The sequence below is a fragment of the Hoeflea sp. YIM 152468 genome (genome assembly GCF_029210485.1).
Taxonomy (GTDB): domain Bacteria; phylum Pseudomonadota; class Alphaproteobacteria; order Rhizobiales; family Rhizobiaceae; genus Hoeflea.
Map to the genome: position 1 here is coordinate 168,820 of NZ_JARGET010000008.1, position 23,338 is coordinate 192,157.

At 62.2% G+C, this 23,338-nt stretch carries 20 protein-coding genes; 16 read left to right on the plus strand and 4 right to left on the minus strand.

Going from position 1 to position 23,338, the window contains the following annotated elements; all coding sequences use genetic code 11:
• Positions 1 to 55: 55 nt before the first annotated feature.
• Positions 56 to 733 carry an alpha/beta hydrolase gene (locus PZ897_RS04960; RefSeq protein ID WP_275750443.1) on the minus strand — a complete coding sequence of 226 codons (678 nt, stop codon included), beginning with the start codon at positions 731 to 733 and terminating at the stop codon, positions 56 to 58.
• Between the two features lie 244 nt (positions 734 to 977).
• On the opposite strand from PZ897_RS04960, the gene PZ897_RS04965 reads away from it, so the two are divergent.
• The 9 genes from PZ897_RS04965 to sufA all read left to right on the plus strand — a co-directional run bounded on the left by PZ897_RS04965 (position 978) and on the right by sufA (position 8,624).
• Positions 978 to 2,150: a cysteine desulfurase family protein gene (locus PZ897_RS04965; protein ID WP_275750485.1), complete on the plus strand. Its 1,173-nt coding sequence runs from the start codon at positions 978 to 980 to the stop codon at positions 2,148 to 2,150.
• A 154-nt stretch (positions 2,151 to 2,304) separates the two neighbouring features.
• Positions 2,305 to 3,774 carry a Fe-S cluster assembly protein SufB gene (sufB, locus tag PZ897_RS04970; protein WP_275750445.1) on the plus strand — a complete coding sequence of 490 codons (1,470 nt, stop codon included), beginning with the start codon at positions 2,305 to 2,307 and terminating at the stop codon, positions 3,772 to 3,774.
• A gap of 82 nt (positions 3,775 to 3,856) precedes the next feature.
• Positions 3,857 to 4,069, plus strand: a complete 213-nt coding sequence (locus PZ897_RS04975) for a hypothetical protein (protein ID WP_275750447.1) — start codon at positions 3,857 to 3,859, stop codon at positions 4,067 to 4,069.
• A gap of 27 nt (positions 4,070 to 4,096) precedes the next feature.
• Positions 4,097 to 4,264, plus strand: coding sequence for a hypothetical protein (locus PZ897_RS04980; RefSeq protein ID WP_275750449.1), 168 nt, complete (start codon positions 4,097 to 4,099; stop codon positions 4,262 to 4,264).
• Between the two features lie 66 nt (positions 4,265 to 4,330).
• Positions 4,331 to 5,086: a Fe-S cluster assembly ATPase SufC gene (gene sufC, locus PZ897_RS04985; protein ID WP_275750450.1), complete on the plus strand. Its 756-nt coding sequence runs from the start codon at positions 4,331 to 4,333 to the stop codon at positions 5,084 to 5,086.
• A 43-nt stretch (positions 5,087 to 5,129) separates the two neighbouring features.
• Positions 5,130 to 6,401: a Fe-S cluster assembly protein SufD gene (gene sufD, locus PZ897_RS04990; protein WP_275750451.1), complete on the plus strand. Its 1,272-nt coding sequence runs from the start codon at positions 5,130 to 5,132 to the stop codon at positions 6,399 to 6,401.
• Positions 6,394 to 7,632 (plus strand): cysteine desulfurase, encoded by a 1,239-nt coding sequence (locus tag PZ897_RS04995; RefSeq protein WP_275750452.1) that lies wholly within the window; start codon positions 6,394 to 6,396, stop codon positions 7,630 to 7,632. The genes sufD and PZ897_RS04995 overlap by 8 nt, the downstream gene beginning before the upstream one ends.
• A gap of 104 nt (positions 7,633 to 7,736) precedes the next feature.
• On the plus strand, positions 7,737 to 8,126 hold the full coding sequence (locus PZ897_RS05000) for an SUF system Fe-S cluster assembly protein (RefSeq protein WP_275750453.1): 390 nt from the start codon (positions 7,737 to 7,739) through the stop codon (positions 8,124 to 8,126).
• A 108-nt stretch (positions 8,127 to 8,234) separates the two neighbouring features.
• Positions 8,235 to 8,624, plus strand: a complete 390-nt coding sequence (sufA, locus tag PZ897_RS05005; RefSeq protein WP_275750455.1) for a Fe-S cluster assembly scaffold SufA — start codon at positions 8,235 to 8,237, stop codon at positions 8,622 to 8,624.
• Positions 8,625 to 8,921: 297 nt separating this feature from the next.
• On the opposite strand, the gene PZ897_RS05010 is transcribed toward sufA, so the two are convergent.
• Positions 8,922 to 11,477, minus strand: coding sequence for an FAD-dependent oxidoreductase (locus tag PZ897_RS05010; protein WP_275750457.1), 2,556 nt, complete (start codon positions 11,475 to 11,477; stop codon positions 8,922 to 8,924).
• Positions 11,478 to 11,690: 213 nt separating this feature from the next.
• On the opposite strand from PZ897_RS05010, the gene PZ897_RS05015 reads away from it, so the two are divergent.
• The 6 genes from PZ897_RS05015 (at position 11,691) to PZ897_RS05040 (ending at position 21,066) form a co-directional block, all read left to right on the plus strand.
• Positions 11,691 to 13,637, plus strand: coding sequence for an autotransporter assembly complex family protein (locus tag PZ897_RS05015; RefSeq protein ID WP_275750459.1), 1,947 nt, complete (start codon positions 11,691 to 11,693; stop codon positions 13,635 to 13,637).
• Between the two features lies 1 nt (position 13,638).
• Entirely contained in the window at positions 13,639 to 17,829 is a 4,191-nt protein-coding gene (locus PZ897_RS05020; RefSeq protein ID WP_275750460.1) for a translocation/assembly module TamB domain-containing protein, read from the plus strand.
• A 139-nt stretch (positions 17,830 to 17,968) separates the two neighbouring features.
• On the plus strand, positions 17,969 to 18,418 hold the full coding sequence (msrB, locus tag PZ897_RS05025) for a peptide-methionine (R)-S-oxide reductase MsrB (RefSeq protein WP_275750462.1): 450 nt from the start codon (positions 17,969 to 17,971) through the stop codon (positions 18,416 to 18,418).
• A complete protein-coding gene (gene msrA / locus PZ897_RS05030) occupies positions 18,419 to 18,925 on the plus strand; it encodes a peptide-methionine (S)-S-oxide reductase MsrA (protein ID WP_275750463.1) in 507 nt (168 codons plus the stop codon).
• Between the two features lie 111 nt (positions 18,926 to 19,036).
• Positions 19,037 to 19,591: a TlpA family protein disulfide reductase gene (locus PZ897_RS05035; protein ID WP_275750464.1), complete on the plus strand. Its 555-nt coding sequence runs from the start codon at positions 19,037 to 19,039 to the stop codon at positions 19,589 to 19,591.
• Positions 19,588 to 21,066 (plus strand): YdiU family protein, encoded by a 1,479-nt coding sequence (locus tag PZ897_RS05040; protein ID WP_275750466.1) that lies wholly within the window; start codon positions 19,588 to 19,590, stop codon positions 21,064 to 21,066. Before PZ897_RS05035 ends, PZ897_RS05040 begins: the two co-directional genes overlap by 4 nt.
• Positions 21,067 to 21,191: 125 nt before the next feature.
• Here PZ897_RS05040 and PZ897_RS05045 read toward each other — a convergent pair whose 3' ends face one another.
• Positions 21,192 to 21,410 (minus strand): alkylphosphonate utilization protein, encoded by a 219-nt coding sequence (locus PZ897_RS05045; RefSeq protein WP_275750468.1) that lies wholly within the window; start codon positions 21,408 to 21,410, stop codon positions 21,192 to 21,194.
• A 127-nt stretch (positions 21,411 to 21,537) separates the two neighbouring features.
• A complete protein-coding gene (locus PZ897_RS05050; protein WP_275750470.1) occupies positions 21,538 to 22,290 on the minus strand; it encodes a metallophosphoesterase family protein in 753 nt (250 codons plus the stop codon).
• Positions 22,291 to 22,587: 297 nt separating this feature from the next.
• Between PZ897_RS05050 and PZ897_RS05055 the strand changes: the two genes are divergently transcribed.
• Positions 22,588 to 22,962 (plus strand): DUF6481 family protein, encoded by a 375-nt coding sequence (locus PZ897_RS05055; RefSeq protein ID WP_275750471.1) that lies wholly within the window; start codon positions 22,588 to 22,590, stop codon positions 22,960 to 22,962.
• Positions 22,963 to 23,338: the final 376 nt, after the last annotated feature.

Genomic DNA, 23,338 nt, shown 5'->3' on the forward strand with positions numbered 1-23,338 from the left:
AAAGGCATGGCGGATTTCTCCACCATGCCTTTGTAATCGTATCGGTTTGCCCGGATCAGCGCAGGCGTTTGGCAGCGGTTTCGGGCACCAGTTCGCCGGCCAGCCGGCGGTCGAGATAATCCTCGCACTCGCTCATCAGCTCGTCGATCTTGCCCGAGAAAAAGTGGTTGGCGCCGGGCATGGTCTTCTGGGTGATCAGGATGCCCTTTTGCAGCTTGAGCTTTTCGACCAGGCCGTTGACGTCCTTTTCCGGCGCAACCCGGTCGGCGTCACCGTGAATGATCAGGCCCGATGAAGGGCAGGGCGCCAGGAACGAGAAGTCATAGGTGTTGGGCTGCGGCGCAATCGAGAAGAAACCCTCGATTTCGGGCCGCCGCATCAACAGCTGCATGCCGATCCAGGCGCCAAAGGAATAGCCGGCGACCCAGCAGCTGCGCGAATCGGGATGCAGGCTCTGGACCCAGTCGAGAGCGCCGGCGGCGTCGGACAGTTCACCGGCGCCATGATCGAACTCACCCTGGCTGCGGCCGATGCTGCGGAAGTTGAACCGCAAGGTGGTAAAGCCGCGCTGCTGGAACATGTAAAACAGCTGGTAGACGATCTGATTGTTCATGGTTCCGCCGAATTGCGGATGCGGGTGCAGGATGATGGCGATCGGCGCATTCTTTTCCTTGCCCGGCTGATAGCGGCCTTCGAGACGTCCGGCGGGTCCGTTGAAAATTACTTCAGGCATTGTTACTCCGTGCATAGTCTGGGTTCGCGTGACCTGCCGCTGGTTTTGTTGAAAGCTGGCGGACGGGTGGATATCGCTTCCGTGCCCTTGACGGGGACGGGGCGTCTCCTTAGAACCTAGTTTAGAATCGTTCGAAACTGCAGCGTGATCGCTGAACGTGCATGTGTCTTACGGCATCGGATACAGAAAATTCAAGGAAAATGCGTTGACCACCTGGTTTCCGCACTCCGCAGGCAAGGAAAACATGAAAAAAGAGCGTCTCTATCTCGATTACAACGCCACCGCGCCGCTTTTGCCGGCAGCGCGGGCTGCGATGATCGATGCGATGGAGCTCTCCGGCAATCCGTCTTCGGTGCATGCCGAGGGACGCGGGGCGAGATCGGTCCTGTCGAAATCACGCGAGGCCGTCGCCAGCCTTTGCGGCGTGCCGGGCGCGCAGGTCAGCTTTTGCTCGGGCGCGACGGAAGCGGCCAACCATGTGTTGACGCCTGACTACCGGATGGGCCGCTCTGCCATTCGCGTCTCCCGCTTGCTGGTTTCGGCGGTGGAACATCCGGCAGTTCTGGCGGGCGGCCGGTTTTCGGCCGATCAGATTACCGTGCTCGCCGTTGACCGTCACGGACGACTGGATCTTGGCGCGCTTGAACAGGCTTTGGCCGATCATGACGAAACCACCGGTCAGGTGATGCTTGGTCTGCAACTGGCCAACAATGAGACCGGTGTCATTCAGCCCGTCCGTGAGGCGGCCGATCTTGTCCACGCGCATCGCGGCCTGGTGGTTGTTGATGCAGTGCAGGGTGCGGGCCGGCTGCCGCTGTGGCTTGGCGATCTTGGTGCGGATTTCCTGATTCTGTCAGGGCACAAGTTCGGCGGACCGAAGGGGACAGGCGCGCTTGTCAGTGCCGGTGAAACATTGATGCCAGTCCCGCTGGTGCGCGGCGGCGGTCAGGAAAAGGGCCATCGTGGCGGCACTGAAAACCTGATCGGCATTGCAGGCTTTGGCGCAGCAGCGGAGGCTGCCGGTGCTGCGCTGTCCGACATGCCCCGGCTTGCCGGTTTGCGCGACCAGATGGAAACCGCCATGCGCGCGAGCGCGCCCGATCTGATCGTGCACGCCGATGCGGTTTTGCGGTTGGGCAACACCAGCTTTTTCTCGCTTCCCGGCCTCAAGGCAGAGACGGCGCAGATTGCTTTCGATATGGAAGGGCTGGCGGTGTCGGCGGGAGCTGCCTGCTCGTCAGGCAAGATTGGCCTGAGCCACGTCTTGTCTGCCATGGGCGCCGACGCGGATCTGGGCGCGATCCGGATCAGCCTTGGCAATGGGCACACAGAGAGTGACATTGAGCAGTTCCTTGGCTCGTTCAATGCCATTAACAGCCGGCGAATGGCGCGCAGGAGCGCACCAGCGGCGGCTTGATGCAGCCAAGAGTTTTTGGTGCGCGAGACAGAATTATTTCGCGTGCAATGTGGCGTTACCAGTCGCCACACCCTACATAGTGGTGAGCCTTTTGAGGTCCATCACCCGACGTTAACAAGCTGCCGGCCTTGACCCGGCGAGATTGGAGAGCGCCATGCGTGCTGTGCAGGAAACTATTGATCAGGTCAGAGAAATTGACGTTGACCAGTACAAATACGGCTTTGAGACGGTTATCGAGAGCGATACCGCGCCCAAGGGCCTGAGCGAAGACACCATCCGGATGATTTCGGAGAAGAAGAACGAGCCGGAATGGATGCTTGAATGGCGCCTGGACGCCTACAGGCGCTGGCTGACCATGGAAGAGCCAAGCTGGGCGCGCGTCGACTATCCCAAGATCGATTTCCAGGACATCCACTATTACTCGGCGCCCAAGAGCACCGCAGGACCGACGTCGATCGAAGATGTCGATCCGGAACTGCTCCGGGTTTACGAAAAGCTGGGCATTCCGCTGCAAGAGCAGGAAATCCTTGCCGGTGTGCAGCGGCCGAAGATCGCTGTCGACGCGGTGTTCGATTCGGTTTCCGTCGTCACCACGTTCCAGGAAGAGCTTGCCAAGGCCGGCGTGATCTTCATGTCGATCTCGGAAGCCATGCGCGAGCATCCCGAACTGGTTCAGAAGCATCTCGGCACCGTGGTGCCGGTGACCGACAACTATTACGCCACGCTCAATTCCGCGGTGTTTACCGACGGCTCGTTTGTGTATGTGCCCAAGGGCGTCCGCTGCCCGATGGAATTGTCGACCTATTTCCGCATCAATGAGAAGAACACCGGGCAGTTTGAACGGACGCTGATCATTGCCGAAGAGGGCGCCTATGTGTCCTATCTGGAAGGCTGTACAGCGCCGCAGCGCGACGAAAACCAGTTGCATGCCGCCGTGGTTGAACTGATCGCGCTTGACGATGCCGAGATCAAGTATTCGACGGTGCAGAACTGGTATCCGGGCGACAAGGCAGGCAAGGGCGGAATCTACAACTTCGTCACCAAGCGCGGCGATTGCCGTGGCAAGAATTCGAAGATCTCCTGGACCCAGGTGGAGACCGGTTCGGCCATCACCTGGAAGTATCCGTCCTGCATTCTGCGCGGCGACGGGTCGCGCGGCGAATTCTATTCGATCGCCGTGTCGAACGGTTACCAGCAGATCGATTCGGGCACCAAGATGATCCATCTGGGCAAGAACACATCAAGCCGGATCATCTCCAAGGGGATTGCGGCGGGCAATTCGAGCAACACCTATCGCGGCCAGGTCTCGGCCCACGGCAAGGCGACAAATGCCCGTAATTTCACCCAGTGCGACAGCCTGCTGATCGGCAATGACTGTGGCGCCCACACAGTGCCCTATATCGAGGCGAAGAACTCGACGGCACAGTTCGAGCACGAAGCCACCACCTCGAAAATATCCGAGGACCAGCTGTTTTACTGCCTGGCCCGCGGCATTCCCGAGGAAGAGGCGATCGCACTGATCGTCAATGGCTTTGTCAAGGATGTGATCCAGGAATTGCCGATGGAGTTTGCCGTCGAAGCTCAGAAGCTGATCGGCATCAGCCTTGAAGGCAGTGTCGGCTAGGCTGGTCGGTGATGGTGCATAGGCCAGGAGCAGCAGCAGTTGCGGCCCGCGCCTTGCAACAAAGCAGGAGTGGATGTCCGCAATGACGGTGAAAACTGAAATCAGGGTCGAAATCGACAAGCTCAAGAACCGGTACCGGGATCTGGGCGGATCGATTGATGACCTTTTGGAAGCGATTTCGCGCGGCACGACAGGCACGAGCGAGAAGATGTTGAGCACCGAACTGCATCGGGCTCGCCTGGAGCTGGCGTCGATCGCACGCCGGCTGCAGGGCTTGCAGAACGACGACGACTGAGCCGTGCCTTACCAAGGGAGCCTGATAGTGAGCATCGATGCAACCGCCGTTGCCTGGTACGCGGTGATCTGTGGCGCCCTGTCAGCCTTTGCACCGAGTTTCGGTGGCAGGCTCCTGCGGGTGGCGATCGGCGGCGCAGTCGGGATCCTGGCAGCCACAGTGCTGCCGGTGGTCAGAGGAATGATGGGGCTGTGAGGTCACGGCCCGGCCGGGCTTGTCCCGGGAACGCAAAACCATGAAATCGAGTTGGGAAAATACGACATGCTAGAAATCAAGAACCTTCACGCCCGGATCGCCGAAGACGGCACCGAAATCATTCGCGGCCTCAACCTGACGGTAAAGGCGGGCGAAGTGGCAGCCATCATGGGGCCAAACGGCTCCGGCAAATCGACCTTGTCCTACATTCTGGCAGGACGGGATGACTACGAGGTCACCGAGGGTGACATCCTGTACAACGGCGAGAGCATTCTCGAGCTTGATCCGTCCGAGCGCGCCGCCAAGGGGATTTTCCTGGCGTTTCAGTATCCGGTCGAGATCCCGGGTGTGGCCACCATGCAGTTTCTCAAGGTGGCAATGAACGAGCAGCGCAAGGCGCGTGGTGAAGACGAGCTGACGACCCCGGACTTCATCAAGCGGGTCAAGGACGCTGCAGCCACCCTGCAGATTGATCCGGCCATGCTCCGGCGGCCGCTTAATGTCGGGTTCTCCGGCGGCGAGAAGAAGCGGGCGGAAATCCTGCAGATGAAGCTGCTTGCACCGCAATTGTGCGTTCTCGATGAAACCGATTCAGGCCTCGATATCGACGCGCTCAAGATCGTGTCCGGCGGGGTCAATGCATTGCGCTCGCCCGACCGCGCCATCATTGTCATCACCCACTACCAGCGCCTGCTGGAATATATCGTGCCCGACAGCGTGCATGTGCTGCACAGGGGCCAGGTGATCAAGTCCGGCGACAAGGATCTGGCCCGCGTGCTGGAAGCCGAAGGTTATACCGGTATCGTCGAAGCTGCCGCCTGAGGTGACGCCAAAAGACGAGGCCGCGAGGCCAGGAGATACAGACATGAACATACAGACAAAACCACCCCACACAGTAGCAGAGCAGGGGATTCTGGACAGTTACGCCCAAATGATGGGCCAGTTGCCGGGCGACGCGCCGGTCACGGCCGCGCGGGACAAGTTGCTCGGTGCATTCAGCGCCGCCGGTCTTCCGACCCGACGGATTGAAAGCTGGCACTACACGGATCTGCGCAATCTGTTGCGCGCCTTGCCGGGCGCGGCCAGTGGCGCAGCGCAACGGACTGACCCGGTGGTCCGCGGCAGCGTCGTGCTGCCTTTGATTCAGGGCCAGAGCGCGGAGGCGAGCACGCCTGAAGGCATGGACCTCACGCCTTTCATCGACCTGCTTGCCTCCGGTGAAGCGGCAAAGATGCTTGTCGCGCGCGATGCCGACGATCTGGTGGGACGGCTCAACGGCACTTTTGTCGCCGATGGATACCGCCTCACGGTCGCTGCCGATCAGGCCATCAAGGAGCTTGTCGAGATCCAGTCAGTCCAGTCGGGCGGACAGGTCCACAACCGTTTTGACGCAAGCTTTGGCGCGAAATCCAGCGCCACGGTGATCGAGCGGCATCTGGGCGACGAGGCCCACCCGGGCCTGTCGACCGCGATCACGACGCTTGAGCTGGGCGACGGCGCGGAAGTGACCTGGATCATTCTGCAGGATTGTGGTGTTGAGGATCAACGCCTGGCCCAGCTCAACACCCGGCTCGGTGCGGGCGCCACGCTGAAGGTCTATGTGGTCAATGTCGGCGGCAAGCTGGTGCGGCAGGAGCTGAATGTCGATGTGGCCGGCGAAGGCGCGCATTTCGACTTGCGCTGCGTCAACCTGCTGGCGGGCGACAGCCACACCGACATCACGTTGACACTGGATCACAATGTGCCCAACACGACGTCGAAGGAGATCGTCCGCACCGTGGTGCTGGATCGTGCCCGCGGCGTGTTTCAGGGCCAGATCCGGGTGGCGCAGATTGCGCAGAAAACCGATGCCCAGATGTCGTGCAACACCTTGTTGCTCTCCGATGGCGGTGAATTTGCCGCCAAGCCCGAGCTCGAGATTTTTGCCGATGACGTGATCTGCGGCCATGGCGCGACGGTGATCGACATCAACCACGATCATCTTTTCTACCTGATGGCCCGTGGTGTGACCGAAAAATCGGCTCGCGCATTGCTGATCAATGGTTTTGTCGATGAGCTGATCGAAGAGCTCGAGAATGAAGAGCTGATCGAGGCTCTGGAAACCCATATCGCACAGTGGCTTATCGATCATGGTTGAGGTGCTGAATCAGGCCTATGATGTCGAGGCTGTGCGCCGGGATTTTCCGATCCTGTCGCGCATGGTCAACGACAAGCCGCTGGTCTATCTCGACAATGGGGCTTCGGCACAGAAGCCCCAGGCGGTGATTGATGCGGTAAGCCATGCCTATTCGCATGAATATGCCAATGTGCATCGCGGCCTGCATTTTCTCTCCAATGCGGCAACCGACGCTTACGAGAAGGCGCGCGAGATCGTGGCGCAGTTTCTCAATGCGCCATCGGTCGACAATGTGGTGTTCACCAAATCGACCACCGAAGCGATCAACACGGTGGCCTATGGTTATGGCATGCCGCATATCCATGACGGCGACGAGATCGTCATCACCATCATGGAACACCATTCCAACATCGTGCCGTGGCATTTCCTGCGTGAACGCCAGGGCGCGAAGCTGGTCTGGGTCGGCGTCGATGATCAGGGCAATTTCGATCTCGATGATTTCCGCAAGGCGCTCACCGACCGTACCAGGCTGGTGGCGATCACCCAGATGTCCAACGTGCTGGGCACCGTGGTCGACGTGAAGGAAGTTTGCCGTATCGCCCGCGAGCGCGGCATCAAGGTGCTGGTCGACGGCAGCCAGGCCGCCGTGCACATGCCGGTGGATGTCCAGGATATAGATTGCGACTGGTATGTGATGACCGGCCACAAGCTGTATGGCCCCTCGGGCATCGGCGTGCTCTATGGCAAGACCGAGGCGCTCACATCCATGCAGCCGTTCATGGGTGGCGGCGAGATGATTGTCGATGTGAGCGAAGAGGGCGTCAGCTACAATGATCCGCCGCACCGGTTTGAGGCGGGCACGCCGCCGATCGTGCAGGCCATCGGCCTCGGCGCAGCACTTGAATATATGAACAGCCTTGGCCGCGACCGCATTGCCGCACATGAGGCGGATCTGACAGCCTACGCCTCGGAGAAGCTGTCGGCGGTCAATGCGCTGCGGCTGATTGGCACGGCGCCGGGCAAGGGGGCGATCTTTGCCTTCGAGATCGAGGGTGTTCACGCCCATGACATCTCGATGCTGATCGACCGCTCCGGCGTGGCCGTCAGGGCGGGGACGCATTGCGCCCAGCCACTGCTCAAGCGGTTTGGCGCAACGTCGACATGCCGGGCCTCGATGGGCCTTTACAACACCCGGGCAGAAATCGATGTGCTGGTTGAAGCGCTCGACAAGGCGCGGGCGTTCTTCTCCTAGGACCGTTTTCAATCGAACGGGCCCTGGTTTTTTGAGTTTTCGTTTGTCTTTCCGGGGAAACCGGGTTTCCCTTGTCCCTGACAAACTTCAAAGGAGCAAAGCCAATGAGCGACGCACCCGAAACTGACACAAATGCAGCCGCGACGGAGACCAGTGCCGCGGGCCAATCCGCGATCCCGCGCGAGGAGCTGGCGCGATTGAGCGACGACATCATTGCGGCGTTGAAAACCGTCTATGATCCGGAAATTCCCTCCGATATCTATGAGATCGGCCTGATCTACAAGATCGACATCGAGGACGACCGGATGGTCAAGATCGAGATGACGCTGACCGCGCCGGGTTGCCCGGTCGCAGGCGAGATGCCGGGCTGGGTGGAAAATGCGGTCAGCACCGTCGAAGGCATCTCGGGCGTGGAAGTGTCGATGACATTTGATCCGCCCTGGACACCGGACCGGATGAGCGAAGAAGCGCAAGTGGCGCTCGGCTGGTATTAGCCGCCGGCTCGGGAAACCACGAGTGCCGCTTGTTAAGTTGACTGGTCCACACTACATTCATGGAACGAAGCAGCGGGCCTTGTGTCCGCTTTGCCGAAGGAGGCCGTGATGAGTTTTGCCGTAATGACATTGACACAGGCTGCGGCTGATCGCGTCAAGACGATTGTGAAAACGTCGGACGGTGCCGAAGGTATTCGGGTCAGTATCAAGAAGGGCGGCTGTGCCGGGATGGAATACGCCATCGATCTGGCAACCGAGGCCAATCCGAAGGATGACCGGATCGAGCACGACGGTGCCAGTGTGTTCGTGGCGCCGGAGGCTGTGCTCTATCTGCTGGGCACTGTGATGGATTACGAGGTGACGAAGTTGCGCTCGGGGTTCGTGTTCAAGAACCCGAACCAGACATCGGCCTGCGGCTGCGGCGAGTCGGTCGAACTCAAGCCCGCGGAACTGGCCAGGCTTGCGGAAGCCGGCAATCCGGTGGTGCGCGCCGAATAACCTGACGGTTTGAAGTGATACTCATTTGAATCCAGAATTGCCCGCAAGTCTCTGACTTCGCGGGTTTTTTCTTGTTGTTCCGGTGTCGGGCGTGTGTGCCCGTGCTGGTGTCTGGCGGGATGTGCCGGGCCGTCGTGCCGGACCCGATCCGGCAACCCGCCAGCCCAAGTCCCCGGGCTGAAAAGGTTTCTCATTGCGCCGACGCGGGGTCGCCGGACCCCGGATCAAGCCCGGGGTGACGGGAGTGGGAACGTCTTCCTTGCCAAAACTCGCGCCGCGGCCAGATGTTCGCTGTCTCTAACTCCGCATCTTCTCGCCCATCGGATCGAAGGGTGCTTGCAGTGCGATCCGCGCCGGGCGGCGGATGCCGAGGATTTCGATTTCGAACATGCCTTCGTCGCCATTGGTGGCGAGGCTTGCGGGGATATAGCCCTGGGCCATCGACTGGCCGATGGTGTAGCCATAGCCGCCCGAGGTGATCCATCCGACCACGCGCCAGTCACCATCCCGCAAGGTTCCGTCTGCGGGCTTGGCGATCTCGGCGCCATCCGCATCGAAACGCGGTGCGCCATAGCCGTGCGGGGTCTCGACCGTGCCGTAATCGGTGTCGCCGACCCTGGCCCAGACCGGTTCATCGCCCATCACGTCGGCATCGAGTGCATCGACCAGGAACGATGTTCGCATCAGTGCCGGACCGTCGGCATGTTCCTTTGCGGCGGCCTCGCGGCCGATGAAGTCACGTTTGGACAGCTTGACGAACCGGTCCATGCCGCCCTCATAGGGGCCGTAGATCGGCCGCAGTTCGCGGAACCAGGTCGGGAAGTTCTTCTCCAGACGCATCGACAACAGCGCCCGCATGCCGAAATCGGCAATGCCGAACTCCTCTCCGGCTGCCTTGATCGCCCGGTAGACCGCCAGTTCATAGGCGGGCTGCATCCAGATCTCGTAGCCGAGATCGCCGGTGTAGGTGACGCGGTTGACCATGCAGGGTGCGCCGCCGACATCCATCTGGCGGAAATCCATGAAGCGGAAGGCGGCGTTGGAGACGTCGTCATCGGTCAGTTTGGCGAGCAGATCGCGGGCGCGCGGACCGGCGATCGACAGCCCGACCAGGGTCAGATCATAGCGGTGAATGCGGATCGCGCTGTCAGCGGGCAGGTGCTGGTTGAACCAGCGCATGTGATAGCGCTGGGCTGCGGACGAGCCCCAGACCATGAAATCCTCATCTCCGGCCTTGGCGATGGTGAAATCGCCGATCAGCTTGCCGAATTCATTGAGCATCGGGGTCAGCACGATGCGGCCCTGTCTGGGCATTGTGTTGGTCATCAACAGTGACAGCCAGGCTTCGGCGCCCGGCCCGCTGACGCGGTATTTGGCAAAATTGGCGATCTCGGTGACGCCGACGCGCTCGCGGACGGCGCGGACTTCCTGGCCGACAGGCTCGAAGTCATTGGAACGGTGGAAGGACAGCACGTCGTGGGCCTCGGCGGCGGACGGTGCGAACCACAAGGGGGTTTCCAGTCCCCAGCTGTCGCCCATCACGGCGTGGTTGTCGCGGATCATGACATCATAGAGCGGGGTGGTCTGCTGCGGCCGGGCGGCGGGCAGTTCCTCGTTCGGAAACGAGATCGAGAAGCGGCGGGAGTAATTTTCGCGCACCTTGGCATTGGTGTAGCGCAAGGTCGCCCACTCGCCGTAGCGCGACACGTCCATGCCCCAGATATCCGCGCCCGGGTCGCCATGGACCATCCAGTTCGACAGCGCCAGGCCGACGCCACCGCCCTGGCTGAAGCCGGCCATGACCGCACAGGCGGTCCAGTAATTGGTCAGGCCCGGCACCGGACCGACCAGCGGGTTGCCATCGGGCGCGAAGGTGAAGGGGCCGTTGATGACCTGCTTGATGCCGGCGTTTTCCAGTGCCGGGAAATGCCGGAATCCGACTTCCAGCGAGGGCGCTATGCGATCAAGGTCGGGGGCGAGCAGTTCATGGCCGAAATCCCACGGTGTAGACACCGGCGACCAGGGCCTGCAGGCCTTCTCATAGGTGCCGAGCAGAATGCCGGAGCGCTCCTGCCTTGTGTAGATCTCGCCCTTGAAGTCGATGACGCCGACCAGCTCGCGACCGGTTCTGGCGTTGAATTCCAGAACTTCGGGCATTTCCTCGGTGAGCAGATACATGTGCTCCATCGCCAGAAGCGGCAATTCGAGACCGACCATGCGGCCGATTTCGCGCGCCCACAGCCCGCCGGCATTGACCACGTGATCGGCCTTGACCGTGCCTTGCTCGGTGATGACGTTCCAGGTGCCATCGGCTTCCTGGGTCAGGTCGGTCACGCGGTTGCGCAGCACGATCTCGGCGCCAAGCTTCTGGGCGGCCTTGGCATAGGCATGGGTGGTGCCGGAGGGATCAAGATGGCCTTCGACCGGGTCCCACAGCGCGCCGACAAAATTGCTCTCATCCATCAGCGGGAACATCGCCCTGGCCTCGGACGGGGTGATCAATTCGGTTTCCATGCCGAGATAGCGCCCCTTGGCGTGCACCAGCCGGAGAAAATCCATCCGCTCGGGGCTGTCGGCCATCATCACGCCGCCGGTCAGATGCAGGCCGCAGGACTGGCCGGAGAGCGCTTCGAGCTCCTCGTAGAGGCTGACAGTGTAGGCCTGCAATTTGGCGACGTTGGGGTCGCCGTTGAGCGTGTGGAAGCCGCCGGCGGCATGCCAGGAGGAACCAGAGGTCAATTCCGAGCGTTCAATCAGCATGACATCGCTCCAGCCAGCCTTGGCCAGGTGATACAGCACCGAACAGCCGACGACACCGCCACCAATCACCACAGCTCTGACATGCGATTTCATACCTAGTCCCCCCAGTGCAAGCTTGGCGGCAGATTGCGAAATCGAAACTGGTCGCACAAGAGGCAATTGCGATATGATCGAAGAAAGCCAAAACAGCAGAGTTGCCATATGGATCCGCAACGCCAGTTTTTTCATGATGCCCATATTTTGGCGCTGGTTTATGGAGTAGATACGTTCAGGGCGCATTCACACATGGCCTGTAGATTGGATGAGATGAGACACGTGCGGGACAGGACCTCCAAAGCGCGCGGCCCCTTGTGGCTGCGAAGCCTTCCGGCTGCCCTGATCTCTGGCCTGCTCTGCGGCCTGATCTCCACCACGGCGCCTGTGCCGGCCGATGCCCTGGAAATCTTCGGGTTCAAGCTGTTTGAATCCGAAGCCGACGAGGCGGTGGTGGTTGCTGATCCATTGTCCTATGCGGTGGCGATCGAGGTTCCGGGTGATCCCGAAGGGGTTCTGCGCAGCGAGCTGGAAGCCGCGTCACAACTGGTTCAGGGCGCGGACCGGCCGGTGTCCGGATCGATCGGGCTGATCCAGCGTGCCAACAGCGATTTCGAACAACTGATTGCAGCTCTGTACGAAAACGCCCGCTATGCCGGGGAAGTTCGCATTTTTCTCGATGGAAAGCGCCTTGCGGACTTGCCGCCTGATGCTGATTTGCGCGGCGCTCAACCGGTTCCCGTCCGCATTCTGGTCGAACCGGGCAAACAGTTCCGTTTCGGCGAGATCGCCATTCAGGACGTCGATGGCCGCGCCTATGGCGCTCAAACACAAGGGTTGACCACGGGGCAACTGGCCAAATCGACGGTGATTCTCGATGCCGAAAAAGCGCTGGTTCGGGATCTCAAGAACACCGGTCATCCGTTTGCCAGGGTTTCCGGCCGCGATATTGTCGCCGATCACGCCCGCGGCGTTATCGATGTCTCGCTGCGGCTCGAGGCCGGGCCGATTGCGCCGTTTGGCCAGACCGCGGTTGACGGGGCCGAAAGTGTCGATTCGCGATTCATCGCCCGGATGGCCGGTATTCCCGATGGCGAGCAGTACGATCCGGCAGCGCTTGCTGCGGCAGAAAAGCGGTTGCAGGCGCTTGAGGTGTTTTCGACCGTGTCCGTGCGGGGCGGCGAGAGCCTTTCCGCCGACGGCACGCTGCCTGTTCAGGTGACGGTGGCGGAGCGCAAACACCGCTTTCTCGGTGCCGGGGCGACCTACTCCTCCACCGATGGCGGCGGGCTGGAGGCCTATTGGGGACACCGCAACCTGTTTGGCCGAGCGGAGAAATTCCGCATCGAGGGATCGGTGAGCAGTCTGGGCGAAACCGCCGAAGCAGAAGACATGACCTGGCGCGGCGCGATGCTGTTTGAAAAGCCCGGCGTTCTCGGGCCGGCCTCCAAATTCACCTCCAAGCTCGAGGTCAAGCAGGAAAACCCCGACGCCTATCGGCGATTCTCGGTCACCGGCGGGGTCGGCATTACCTACGAACTCACCGCCGATCAAACGATCTCGGCTGGCATCGACGTTGAATACGCCAGGCTGACCGACAGCTTCAATGTCGATCTTGAGACCATTACTGTGGCGTTGCCGCTGGAATATGTCCGCGACACCCGCGACACCAAGCTCAATCCGACCACCGGCACACGTCTGGCGCTGCTGATCGAGCCGGCCCACGAAATCAATGGCGGCGCAAGTTTCGTCAAGCTGCGCGGCGAGGCCTCGGCCTACCGGGCGCTGGACGACGACAAGCGCTTCGTGCTCGCGGGACGACTTGCCGCGGGATCGATCTACGGCGCCGATCTGGCAGCGATTCCGGCCAACCGGCGGTTTTATGCCGGTGGCGGCGGCTCGGTCCGGGGGTACGGCTATCAGGATATCGGCCCGGTGGACGCCAATGGCAAACCGACCGGCGGCCGCTCCTTTATCGAAACATCAGCGGAAGTGCGCATCGGCATCACCGATACCATCGGCATCGTGCCGTTTGTCGATGCCGGTCTGGTGAGTGCAGGTCAGAATTTCTCGGATGCCGAATTCAAGACCGGCGCCGGTCTGGGCCTGCGCTACGCAACACCGTTCGGTCCGCTGCGTATCGACGTCGCCGTGCCTCTGAACAAGGGGCCGACGGATCCCGATTACGGAATCTATGCCGGGATCGGGCAGGCATTCTGACATGGCCGCGACGCAAAGACAGAGATCCCGTCCGAGCGCGATCTGGCGCGCGATTCGCTGGCTTGCCATCCTCGTGCTTGTCAGTCTTGCTGCTGCGGTCCTGGTCTTTACCACCACGCCGGGCGGCTGGCTGATTGCGTTGACCTTGAACCGGCTTGGCTCGAGTGCCGAGCAGAGTGTGGAGATCGACCGGATCGACGGGCTGCTGTCAGGGTCAACGCGGATCGGTCATGTGCTGCTGAGCGATGCAGAGGGTGAGCCCTGGCTGTTGCTCAAGGGCATCAGCATCGACTGGTCGCCGCTGGCGCTGTTCAGCGCCGGGCTGGCCATCGACGACATCTCCATTGACGCGGTGGAACTGGCGCGGCTGCCGGAAGGCTCCGGTAGCGAGACTGATGAGGGGGCTCTGGTCCTGCCGCTGGCGTTTGATATCAAGCGGTTCTCGGCGCCCGACATTCTGGTGGGAGAGGCGGTGGCGGGACAGTTGGCACGGTTTGAGGCCAAGGGCAGCGCACGGGTTGACGGCGCGATGTCGGCAGCGCTGGCTGACCTGGTGGTCAAGCGCATCGACGGGGTCGGTGGCGAACTGACACTGGATGCCGACTATCTCAAATCCGAAGACCGCTTCAACATATCGGCCACCTTGTCGGAACCGGCCGGTGGTGTGATGGCGCATCTGCTGCAGCTTTCGGAACAGGACGCCTTCTCCCTGACGGCAACCTCGCAAGGGTCGCTCGCAGACTGGCGGCTCAATGCAGCCGGAACGATCAATGACCAGATCGTGGCCGAGGCCAATTTGCAGATGGTCGCCGGGGAGGCGGGTGACGCTGTCTCGCTTCAGGCCAATGGAGCGTTCGCCCAGTTCCTGCCGCCATCGGTTGGCCAGATCGTGGCCGGGCGCAGCGAACTCATGCTCGAAGGCCTGCTGGAGCCGGATCGCAACGGCGCGGTGATCGACATTTTCACCTTTTCCTCGAGCAAGCTGTCGGCGCAGGGCCGGGGCCGCGTGGCCAAGGCAGGTGACGTGGATCTTCGCCTATCGGTGACAGCGCAACCGGAAGCCACCGCATTGGAGTTCGGCGCCGATGCATCGCGTGTCCGCGTGGACGTGCCGGATGCCAGTCTTCGTATCACCGGCACTGCCGAAGAGGCTGCGGTGCGGCTGGAGATTTCAACCGACCGGGTGTCCGGGGGTGATTTCAGCGCAGACGCTGTGTCCGCGGTCGTGGATTTCGACCGGTTCGCGCTGGCAACGCGCAGCGGAACCGGCCAGATCGAGGTCAGACTGGCGGCCGTGGGTGCGAGCAACGACATTGTCGCCCGCGCAACAGCTGGTGGCGTGACGCTCTCGGGCGCCGTGGCGCTCGATGCGGAAGGGGCAATTGCCAGCGACCAGCTTCAGCTCAAATCCGGTGTCGCCACAGTGCTGATCGAGACCTTGTCTCTTGCCGGTTCGGGCGTGCTGGAGGCCAATCTCTCGGGCCGGATCCGCAATGCGGTGATTTCACCGCAGGCGCCGCAGATGCTGGGGGATGAGACGGCTTTCACGGCGGTGGTGGCGCGCAATGAGGGTGGCGCGCTGACCGTGCGCGATTTTGACGTGGCGTCCGACTTCGCCAAGGCCTCCGGCGGTGTGGCCCTGAGTGCGGACGGGGACATTGCCGCTGACATCGCCGCCAGCCTGTCGAGGCTTGCCGGAACAGACGCTGCGGTGTCCGGTGGCCTGAATCTAACCGCCAGCCTATCGGGCAAGGCATCGGCACCGGCCTTTGAGGCGAGACTTACCGGCAACCAGCTCCAGCTTCAGGGCCGTGATCTGTCCGGCCTGGTGCTTGAAGCCACGGGTGTGGCGGATCCTGCCAGGCCGCAGGCCGATGTCACACTCTCCGGAGCCCTGGAGGGGCGCCCGGTCGAAGGCAGCGTCGTGGTGAGCCAATCCGACGGTGCGGTGCGGATCGAGCCGTTGCGGCTGCAGGTTGCGGACAATCTGATATCGGGGGCGCTTGTGCTTGATGAGGCCTATCGCCCCAAGGGCACAATTGATCTCGACCTCAAGGAGATCGGCGCCTTGTCGGCACTGGCGCTGCAAGCCATCAACGGCAGCGGTGGCGGCACCATCAGGTTCGATGTGCGTGGCACTGAAGCAATCGCAGACGTCCAGCTTGGCTTTCCCGAGCTTTCGGGCGAGGGGTTCAGCGTCCGTGATGCCCGGCTCAAGGCCAGCATCGAGGACCTGATGGGGACGGCGAAACCCACCGGCACATTGGATGTTGCCGCGCTAAGCGCAAGCGGCACCGATGTTTCGGACCTGTCCGCTGCGCTGTCGCAAGCCGGCGGCTGGACGGTGATCGAAGGCAAGGCGCAAGCCGCCGGACTGCCGGTTTCGCTGACTGCGCGGGTGCGAGCCGGCGACAACGGCACGGAACTGGAAATCGAGACTGCGCGGACAAGCTGGAAAGGCCTCGGAGTCACGCTGAGCGAACCGGCCCGGGTGGTGGTGCGCGATGGCGTGGCCGAAATCGAGCGGCTGGTCATCTCTCCCGGCGGCGGTCGGATTTCTGTCACCGGCTCGGCCGGAGAGACGCTGGCTGTCGATGTTGCCATTTCGGGCCTGCCGCTGACATCGGTCAATGCGGTGGCGCCAGGGGCGGGATTGTCGGGTGTTCTGGCAGGCACGGTCACTGTGCGGGGCAAGGCCTCGGCGCCGGTGATCCGGTATGACCTGACCGGCAACGATGTGCGGGCTGCGGCGGCCTCGTCGGTCGCCGATGTGCCGCTGGCGGTCAATGCAAGCGGCGGTCTGGAGGCCGGAAAACTCAGTTTCAACGCCCGGGCCAACGGCAGCGGATTGGCGTTCACTGCATCCGGCGCCCTGGATACTGCCGGCGCGCAGGCGATTTCGGCTGATATCAAGGGCACAGTGCCGTTTTCGTTGCTGTCGGGCGCCATTGCAAAACAGGGACTGGCGCTGACCGGTGCGGCGCAAGCCGACATCGCCATCTCCGGTTCCGTGCGCGCGCCCCGCTATTCGGGGACCATCACCACATCGGGCAGCCGCCTGGTTGACGGACGCTCGGGCGTGGCGATCAACGATCTCGCGGTCGATATCGGACTGTCTACCGATCAGGCCTCTATCCGGACACTGTCGGGAGAGCTCGCCTCTGGCGGGCAGATCACGGGGTCTGGCACGGTCGGGCTGGATCCGGCGGCGAATTTTCCGGCTGACTTGAAGCTCAAGGTTTCGCGCGGGCGCTATGCGGACGGGCAGATGGTGGCAACCCGGTTTGATGCCGATCTGACGCTCACCGGCGCGCTGACGGCGCTGCCGCAGTTGGGTGGCAGGATCGTGCTCGACGAAACCACACTCACCGTTCCCGATACGCTGCCGACGTCGATCGCGCGGCTGGATGTGACCCATAGAAATGCCCCTGCCGACATTCAGGCCCAGGCCGAGCGGCTTTCGGGCGGCAGCGAGGCGGGAGCTTCGGATGGTCTGGGGCTTGATGTGCAACTGCAGGCGAGCCGGATCTTCGTGCGTGGCCGTGGCATGGATGTAGAGCTTGGCGGATCGCTGCGGTTGACCGGCACCACCGGGAGGCCAATCGCATCGGGCGGCTTCGACCTGGTGCGCGGCCGGCTCAGTGTACTGGGCAAGCGGCTGGATTTCACCCGCGGCTCGTTGAGCTTTGCAGGCTCTGTTGTGCCCTATCTGGATCTGGCGGCAACAAGTCGGTCGGGCAGCACCACCGTGACCGTTCTGGTGACCGGACCGGCGGACGCGCCCGAATTTTCGTTCACCTCCAGCCCTTCACTGCCGGAAGACGAAGTCATGGCTCAACTGGTGTTTGGCCGCTCGATGAGCAGCCTGTCGCCGCTTCAGATCGCGCAACTGGCCGAAGCCGCCGGACAATTGACCGGGGTGGTCAACGGCGGCGGTCTGGTGGAGCAGTTGCGCCGCGCCACCGGCGTGGACGACATCGATGTGCGCACCGACGAGGAGACCGGCGACACGTCGCTGGGCGTGGGAAAATATCTCAATGACCGCACCTATCTGGGGATTGAAAGCGGCTCGTCGGCAGGGTCGGGCAAGGCGCGCATTGATCTCGATATCGGCAAGGGCATCAAGCTGCGCGGTGAAGCCGGTTCCGATGGCGAAACCAAGGGCGGCATCTTCTTTGAACGCGAATATTGAGGCGTTTCGCCTTCGGTCACCATAAGTTGACCCGAAAGCTGGCCTGAGCCGACGTTCAGACAAGCAGGGCGATTGAAAATGAACTCGCCGTGTCCCACGTTCTAGACTGAGAGCAAAACCTTTGGAGAGGGAGCCCGGTATGACCCGACCATACGAGAAAACTGATGATGCCATTGCCAAGCTGACGCCCGAGCAGTTTCGGGTGACCCAGCAGAGCGGAACCGAACGGCCGTTCACCGGGGAGTACAACGACACCAAGGCGGCCGGGATCTATGTCGACATCGTCTCCGGCGAGCCGTTGTTTGCCTCGTCCGACAAATTTGAAAGCGGCTGCGGCTGGCCCAGTTTCACCAAGCCGATAGAGCCCGCACATGTGGCCGAGATTCGCGATACCAGCCTTGGCATGATCCGTACCGAAGTGCGGTCCACGCATGGCGACAGCCATCTCGGACATGTGTTTCCCGATGGGCCCAAAGATCGTGGCGGATTGCGCTACTGCATCAATTCGGCCTCGTTGCGGTTTGTAGCGAAAGCCGACATGGTGGCTGAAGGCTATGGCGATTATCTTGACCAGGTGGAGGATATCTAGATGACTGAACGCGCAGTTCTGGCTGGCGGTTGCTTCTGGGGCATGCAGGATCTGATCCGCAAGATGCCCGGCGTTGAGAAGACCCGCGTCGGCTACAGCGGCGGTGACGTGAAAAACGCCACCTACCGTGACCATGGCACCCACGCCGAAGCCATCGAGATCTACTTTGATCCGAACCGGATCAGCTACCGGCAATTGCTGGAATTCTTCTTCCAGATCCATGATCCGTCTACCCCCAACCGGCAGGGCAACGACCGCGGCACGGCTTATCGCTCGGCGATCTACTATGCCGATGAGCAGCAGCGGCAGACGGCTCTCGACACCATTGCCGATGTCGATGCGTCGGGTCTGTGGCCGGGCAAGGTGGTGACGGAAGTCGAGCCGGTGGGCGATTTCTGGGAGGCCGAACCCGAGCATCAGGATTATCTCGAGCGGATCCCGAACGGCTATACCTGCCATTTCGTGCGGCCCGGCTGGGTGCTGCCCAAGCGCGCCGCCGCCGAATAGCCGGCGCGCCACCGGTGTGACCGGGCATGGCGGCGGTGGACACACTCGCCGCTTGTCCCCGGTTGAGCTGCATCATGGCTCAGGCAACCCCGACTGCGGAAAGGATGGCTCATGCAATTTGGTTCCCTGCACCGCTCCGCTCCGGAGCTTCGGGTGCAACACTGGATTGACGGTGAAGGCCAGAACCGGCTGCCGCTGACGCTGCGGGAACTGGGCGAGGGGATGAAAATCCTGTTCTGCTTTCAACACGCCTGTCCGGGTTGCCATTCACGCGGTTTCCCGGTGTTGCGTTATCTGCACCACCATCTTGCCGCCAGTGGCGTGGGATTTGCGGCAATCCAGACCGTGTTTGAGGATTTCAAGGACAACACCGTCGACAAGCTCAGACTCAACCAGCAGCGCTATCAGCTCGCCATTCCCTTCGCCCATGACGTGGCACGGGAGGGGGAGAGCTATCCGAGCTTCATGCAGGACTACCGCTCGGCTGGCACGCCGTGGTTCACCATCATTGACGCCGACACTCAGGTGATCTTTGCCGATTTCGGCCTCGATCCGCGCCGGTTTATCGAGGCGCTGGGATTTGAGAGCGTCGCCTTCGACGTCGATCAGGACCGCGCCGGGCGTGCCGGCAGGGAGACTGAGGGCGAGAAAGGACCAGACCAATGAGCACCGCAGCTTTCGATTTTGACAATTCCTACGCGCGCGAGCTCGAGGGCTTTTACGTGCCCTGGAAGGGCGCCGAGGTGCCTGCGCCGCGGATGATCCGCTTCAACCGTGCCTTGGCCGACGACCTCGGGCTTGAGGCCTCGGCCCTTGACGGCGACGAAGGGGCTGCGATCTTTGCCGGCCACACAGCGCCCGCCGGCGCCGCGCCGCTGGCGATGGCCTATGCCGGGCACCAGTTCGGCGGTTTCTCGCCGCAACTCGGCGACGGCCGGGCGTTGTTACTGGGTGAAGTGATCGACAAGCGGGGCAAGCGCTGCGACATTCACCTCAAGGGCTCCGGCCGGACGCCGTTTTCGCGCGGCGGCGACGGCAAGGCGGTGCTCGGTCCGGTGCTGCGCGAATACATCATCGGCGAGGCAATGCACGCGCTCGTCGTGCCGACGACGCGGGCGCTGGCGGCGGTGACCACCGGCGAAAACATCCTGCGCCAGGACGGACCTCAGCCGGGCGCGGTGCTGGCCCGGGTGGCATCGAGCCATTTGCGTGTCGGCACGTTTCAGTATTTTGCTGCCCGCGGCGAGACGGAGCGCTTGCGCCAACTGGCCGACTACGCCATTGCCCGGCATTATCCCGAGCTCGCAAGCGAGCCTGACCGCTATCTGCGGCTGCTTGCGGCGGTGCGTGACCGGCAGGCGGCGCTGATTGCCAAATGGATGCATGTGGGCTTTGTGCACGGGGTGATGAACACCGATAACATGACGATTTCCGGGGAGACCATCGATTACGGTCCCTGCGCCTTCATCGACGCCTATGATCTTGCCGCGGTGTTCAGCTCGATCGATCAACACGGCCGCTATGCCTATGGCAACCAGCCGAAGATCGCGCAATGGAATCTGGCGCGGCTGGCCGAAACCCTGCTCGACCTGATCAATCCAGATGACAGTGAAGATGCCGTCCGCCAGGCAAGCGACGCGATCAACGGTTTCCCGCTGGTCTATGAGCAGGAATGGATGTCGGGCATGCGCGCCAAGCTCGGTCTCGCCGTCGAGGAGCCGGGTGACATGGAACTCGCCACCGGACTGTTGTCGGTGATGGAAGCGCAAGCGGCTGATTTCACCCGGGTGTTCCGCAGCCTTGGCCAGGTGGCGGCCGGCGATGCCGAGGTGGCCGGCGCTTTGTTCCAGGACCCTTCCGGGTTCGATCGATGGCTGACACTGTGGCAGGCGCGGCTTGCCCGGGAGCCGGGCTCTCCTGATGAGAGAGCCCGGGCGATGAACCTGGTCAATCCGGTCTATATTCCGCGCAACCATAGGGTGGAAGCGGCGCTTGCGGCTGCCGGCAAGGGCGATCTCGAGCCGTTCGAGCGGCTGGTCGATGTGCTTGCCGATCCCTTCACCGAACGCCCCGGCCTTGAAGTCTATGCCCTTGGCGCGCCGTCGGATTTCGGCGCCTACACCACCTATTGCGGCACCTGAACGTGATGGCGTCGAACCGGTTCGCGCAGATGATCCAGCGTGGTATCCGACGGTGACGCTGCGCGCCAGACCCAGGGGCGCGCAGGGATCGAGCCGGGATAAAGCCGCGCTTCGTTTTGTTGAGATCAGGCCTTTTTGAGGAATTCGGTTCTCAGCACCAGGCCCTTGATCTTTTCAACCCGGCATTCGACCTCTTCGGGATTGCCGGTGAGCCTTATGCCCTTGACCATGGTGCCGCGCTTGACGGTCGAGGACGTGCCCTTGACCTTCAGATCCTTGATCACCGTGACATTGTCGCCATCGGCCAGCACGGTGCCATTGGAATCGCGTGTCTCGTCACTCATCTCTTTTTGCCTTTCAGAATGGTTTGCCCACGGTGTAGCGCTTGGGCGCCGATGGGGGAAGGTGGCAAAATGCCCGGATCGGCTGCACATCGCGCTGTTTTGCGTCTGAGCCGGGCAGGGGTCCGGTTTAGGCGCGACCATGACCTTGCAACGGGCGGATCTCGCCGACCTCAATGGCGCCATCGTCGTCGGAGGTGGCAAGAAAGCGGGGCGGGGCGGTTTGGTCAAAAACCGCACAGGTGAGACGACCGGAATGGACCGCGCCGGTGTCGATCGCGATGCGGTTGTGGTGGATTTCCGGCCGCGACGAGGCTGTGATGGTGTGGCCATGGACGACGATTTTGGCCAGCGGACCGGTGAATCCGAGAAACCGGTCGCGGATCCAGCGGGTGGTCTCGGGCTGCTGCCCGCTCAAGGGCAGATCCGGATCGATGCCGGCGTGAACAAAGACATGGCTGCCGGTCTCGATCATCCAGTCGGCGGTCCGCAGGCCTGCAAGATGGGCCGGGGCTTTTTCCGCAAGCTGTGCTGCCAGGCTGTCGAGACCGTCGCCGTCATCAAGTCCATAGGACTGCAGCGTCGCAACGCCGCCATTGACGAGCCACCGGCTGGCAATGGCGGCCCGCTCAGTCGGACGATCTACGAAATTGAGCAGGAATTCCTCGTGGTTGCCCAGAATCAGCCGCGAACCGGGCAGTTCGTCCAGCGTGGCCAGGACGCGATCAAGACAGCGCCGGCTGTCGGGTCCGCGATCGATGATGTCGCCCAGAAACAGGATGCGCGCCTGGCGCCCGCCGGCATCATCGCCGATGGCTGACAGCAGGGCTTCGAGCAGATCCAGGCGGCCGTGAATATCGCCGATAGCGTAGGTAAGGGGCATGCGGGGCCTCGTCGATTCGGGGGATGGCGGCAGAACCGGTTCCGGATTGAAGGTGCCTGCAAGTCTATCCATGTCGGCGTTGCAAGGGAGGCCCTGCTTGCAGGATACACAGCATTCTCTGTCGGTCCAGCCGGTGGCGCAGCGCTGCCGGACCAGAAACCGGGCGAATCGTCATAGTTTCCGCTAAATCACCGGATAGGGGTGTACAAACGCTGCTGGAAGGTCAAATACCATCCAGACCGCCGCTTGTGGCGGCTTGCCGCACCGGCATCACTTCTTACCAAGGACGAATTTCGTTTGAAAAAGCAAGTACGCACCACCTTCACCGACCGCCGTCAGGATGCAATGGAAGCCAAGAAGAAGCTTCTGGAGAAAATGCAGGCGGCGCCAAAGGCGGATGACCCCGAAGTTGTGGCACGGCGCGCCGAACGCGCAGCGATTGCCAAGGCGCGCGAAGAGCGCCACGCCGAACGCGCACGGCTGAAGCTTGAAGAGCAGGAACGCAAGGCCGCGCAGGACGCCGCCGACGCGGAAGCCGCCTATGCCGCCGAACATGCCGAGCGCCTCGCCCGCGAAGCCGAAGACAAGGCGCGCGCCGAGCGCGCCGTTGCCGATATGGCGGCGATGAAGGAAAAACGCGACAAGCGCTATGCCGCCCGCAAGGCCAGGTAACACCGGCGCGCCCGGCCTCGCGCCGGGCAATTTGCGCCTTCGCGGAGAATGTTGGTCAGCGCTAGTGCTGCAAGCTCACTTGGCCCCAACGACATCACCAAGCCGCGCGCCTGACTCGAGTCACTGACGGATTGAGCTTACCCGGTCCGCTGGCTGTCTGTGACAGGCTGGACTGGGGGCGGGCGCGGCTTGCCCTGCGCTGGGGCGTGCCGTGCTGTGGGATCACGGAATGGATCCCAGGGTCGGGGCCCTGGGATGACGAAGTGTGGGGCGTCGCTGAGCGAACGGCTTGTTTTTGTCCAACGCCCATGCCTCCAGTCACCGCGGCATCTCCGTCGTCGTGGCTCAATTCCACCGTCGTCATCCTCGGCCGCCG

Coding starts and splice junctions, on each gene's coding strand:
- PZ897_RS04960 (WP_275750443.1), bottom strand. CDS start 733: ATGCCTGAAGTAATTTTCAACGGACCCGCCGGACGTCTCGAAGGCCGC.
- PZ897_RS04965 (WP_275750485.1), top strand. CDS start 978: ATGAAAAAAGAGCGTCTCTATCTCGATTACAACGCCACCGCGCCGCTT.
- PZ897_RS05050 (WP_275750470.1), bottom strand. CDS start 22,290: ATGCCCCTTACCTACGCTATCGGCGATATTCACGGCCGCCTGGATCTG.
- PZ897_RS05000 (WP_275750453.1), top strand. CDS start 7,737: ATGAGCGACGCACCCGAAACTGACACAAATGCAGCCGCGACGGAGACC.
- sufD (WP_275750451.1), top strand. CDS start 5,130: ATGAACATACAGACAAAACCACCCCACACAGTAGCAGAGCAGGGGATT.
- PZ897_RS05020 (WP_275750460.1), top strand. CDS start 13,639: ATGGCCGCGACGCAAAGACAGAGATCCCGTCCGAGCGCGATCTGGCGC.
- PZ897_RS04995 (WP_275750452.1), top strand. CDS start 6,394: ATGGTTGAGGTGCTGAATCAGGCCTATGATGTCGAGGCTGTGCGCCGG.
- PZ897_RS05040 (WP_275750466.1), top strand. CDS start 19,588: ATGAGCACCGCAGCTTTCGATTTTGACAATTCCTACGCGCGCGAGCTC.
- PZ897_RS05035 (WP_275750464.1), top strand. CDS start 19,037: ATGCAATTTGGTTCCCTGCACCGCTCCGCTCCGGAGCTTCGGGTGCAA.
- sufA (WP_275750455.1), top strand. CDS start 8,235: ATGAGTTTTGCCGTAATGACATTGACACAGGCTGCGGCTGATCGCGTC.
- msrA (WP_275750463.1), top strand. CDS start 18,419: ATGACTGAACGCGCAGTTCTGGCTGGCGGTTGCTTCTGGGGCATGCAG.
- PZ897_RS05015 (WP_275750459.1), top strand. CDS start 11,691: ATGAGACACGTGCGGGACAGGACCTCCAAAGCGCGCGGCCCCTTGTGG.
- PZ897_RS05045 (WP_275750468.1), bottom strand. CDS start 21,410: ATGAGTGACGAGACACGCGATTCCAATGGCACCGTGCTGGCCGATGGC.
- sufC (WP_275750450.1), top strand. CDS start 4,331: ATGCTAGAAATCAAGAACCTTCACGCCCGGATCGCCGAAGACGGCACC.
- PZ897_RS04975 (WP_275750447.1), top strand. CDS start 3,857: ATGACGGTGAAAACTGAAATCAGGGTCGAAATCGACAAGCTCAAGAAC.
- msrB (WP_275750462.1), top strand. CDS start 17,969: ATGACCCGACCATACGAGAAAACTGATGATGCCATTGCCAAGCTGACG.
- PZ897_RS05010 (WP_275750457.1), bottom strand. CDS start 11,477: ATGAAATCGCATGTCAGAGCTGTGGTGATTGGTGGCGGTGTCGTCGGC.
- sufB (WP_275750445.1), top strand. CDS start 2,305: ATGCGTGCTGTGCAGGAAACTATTGATCAGGTCAGAGAAATTGACGTT.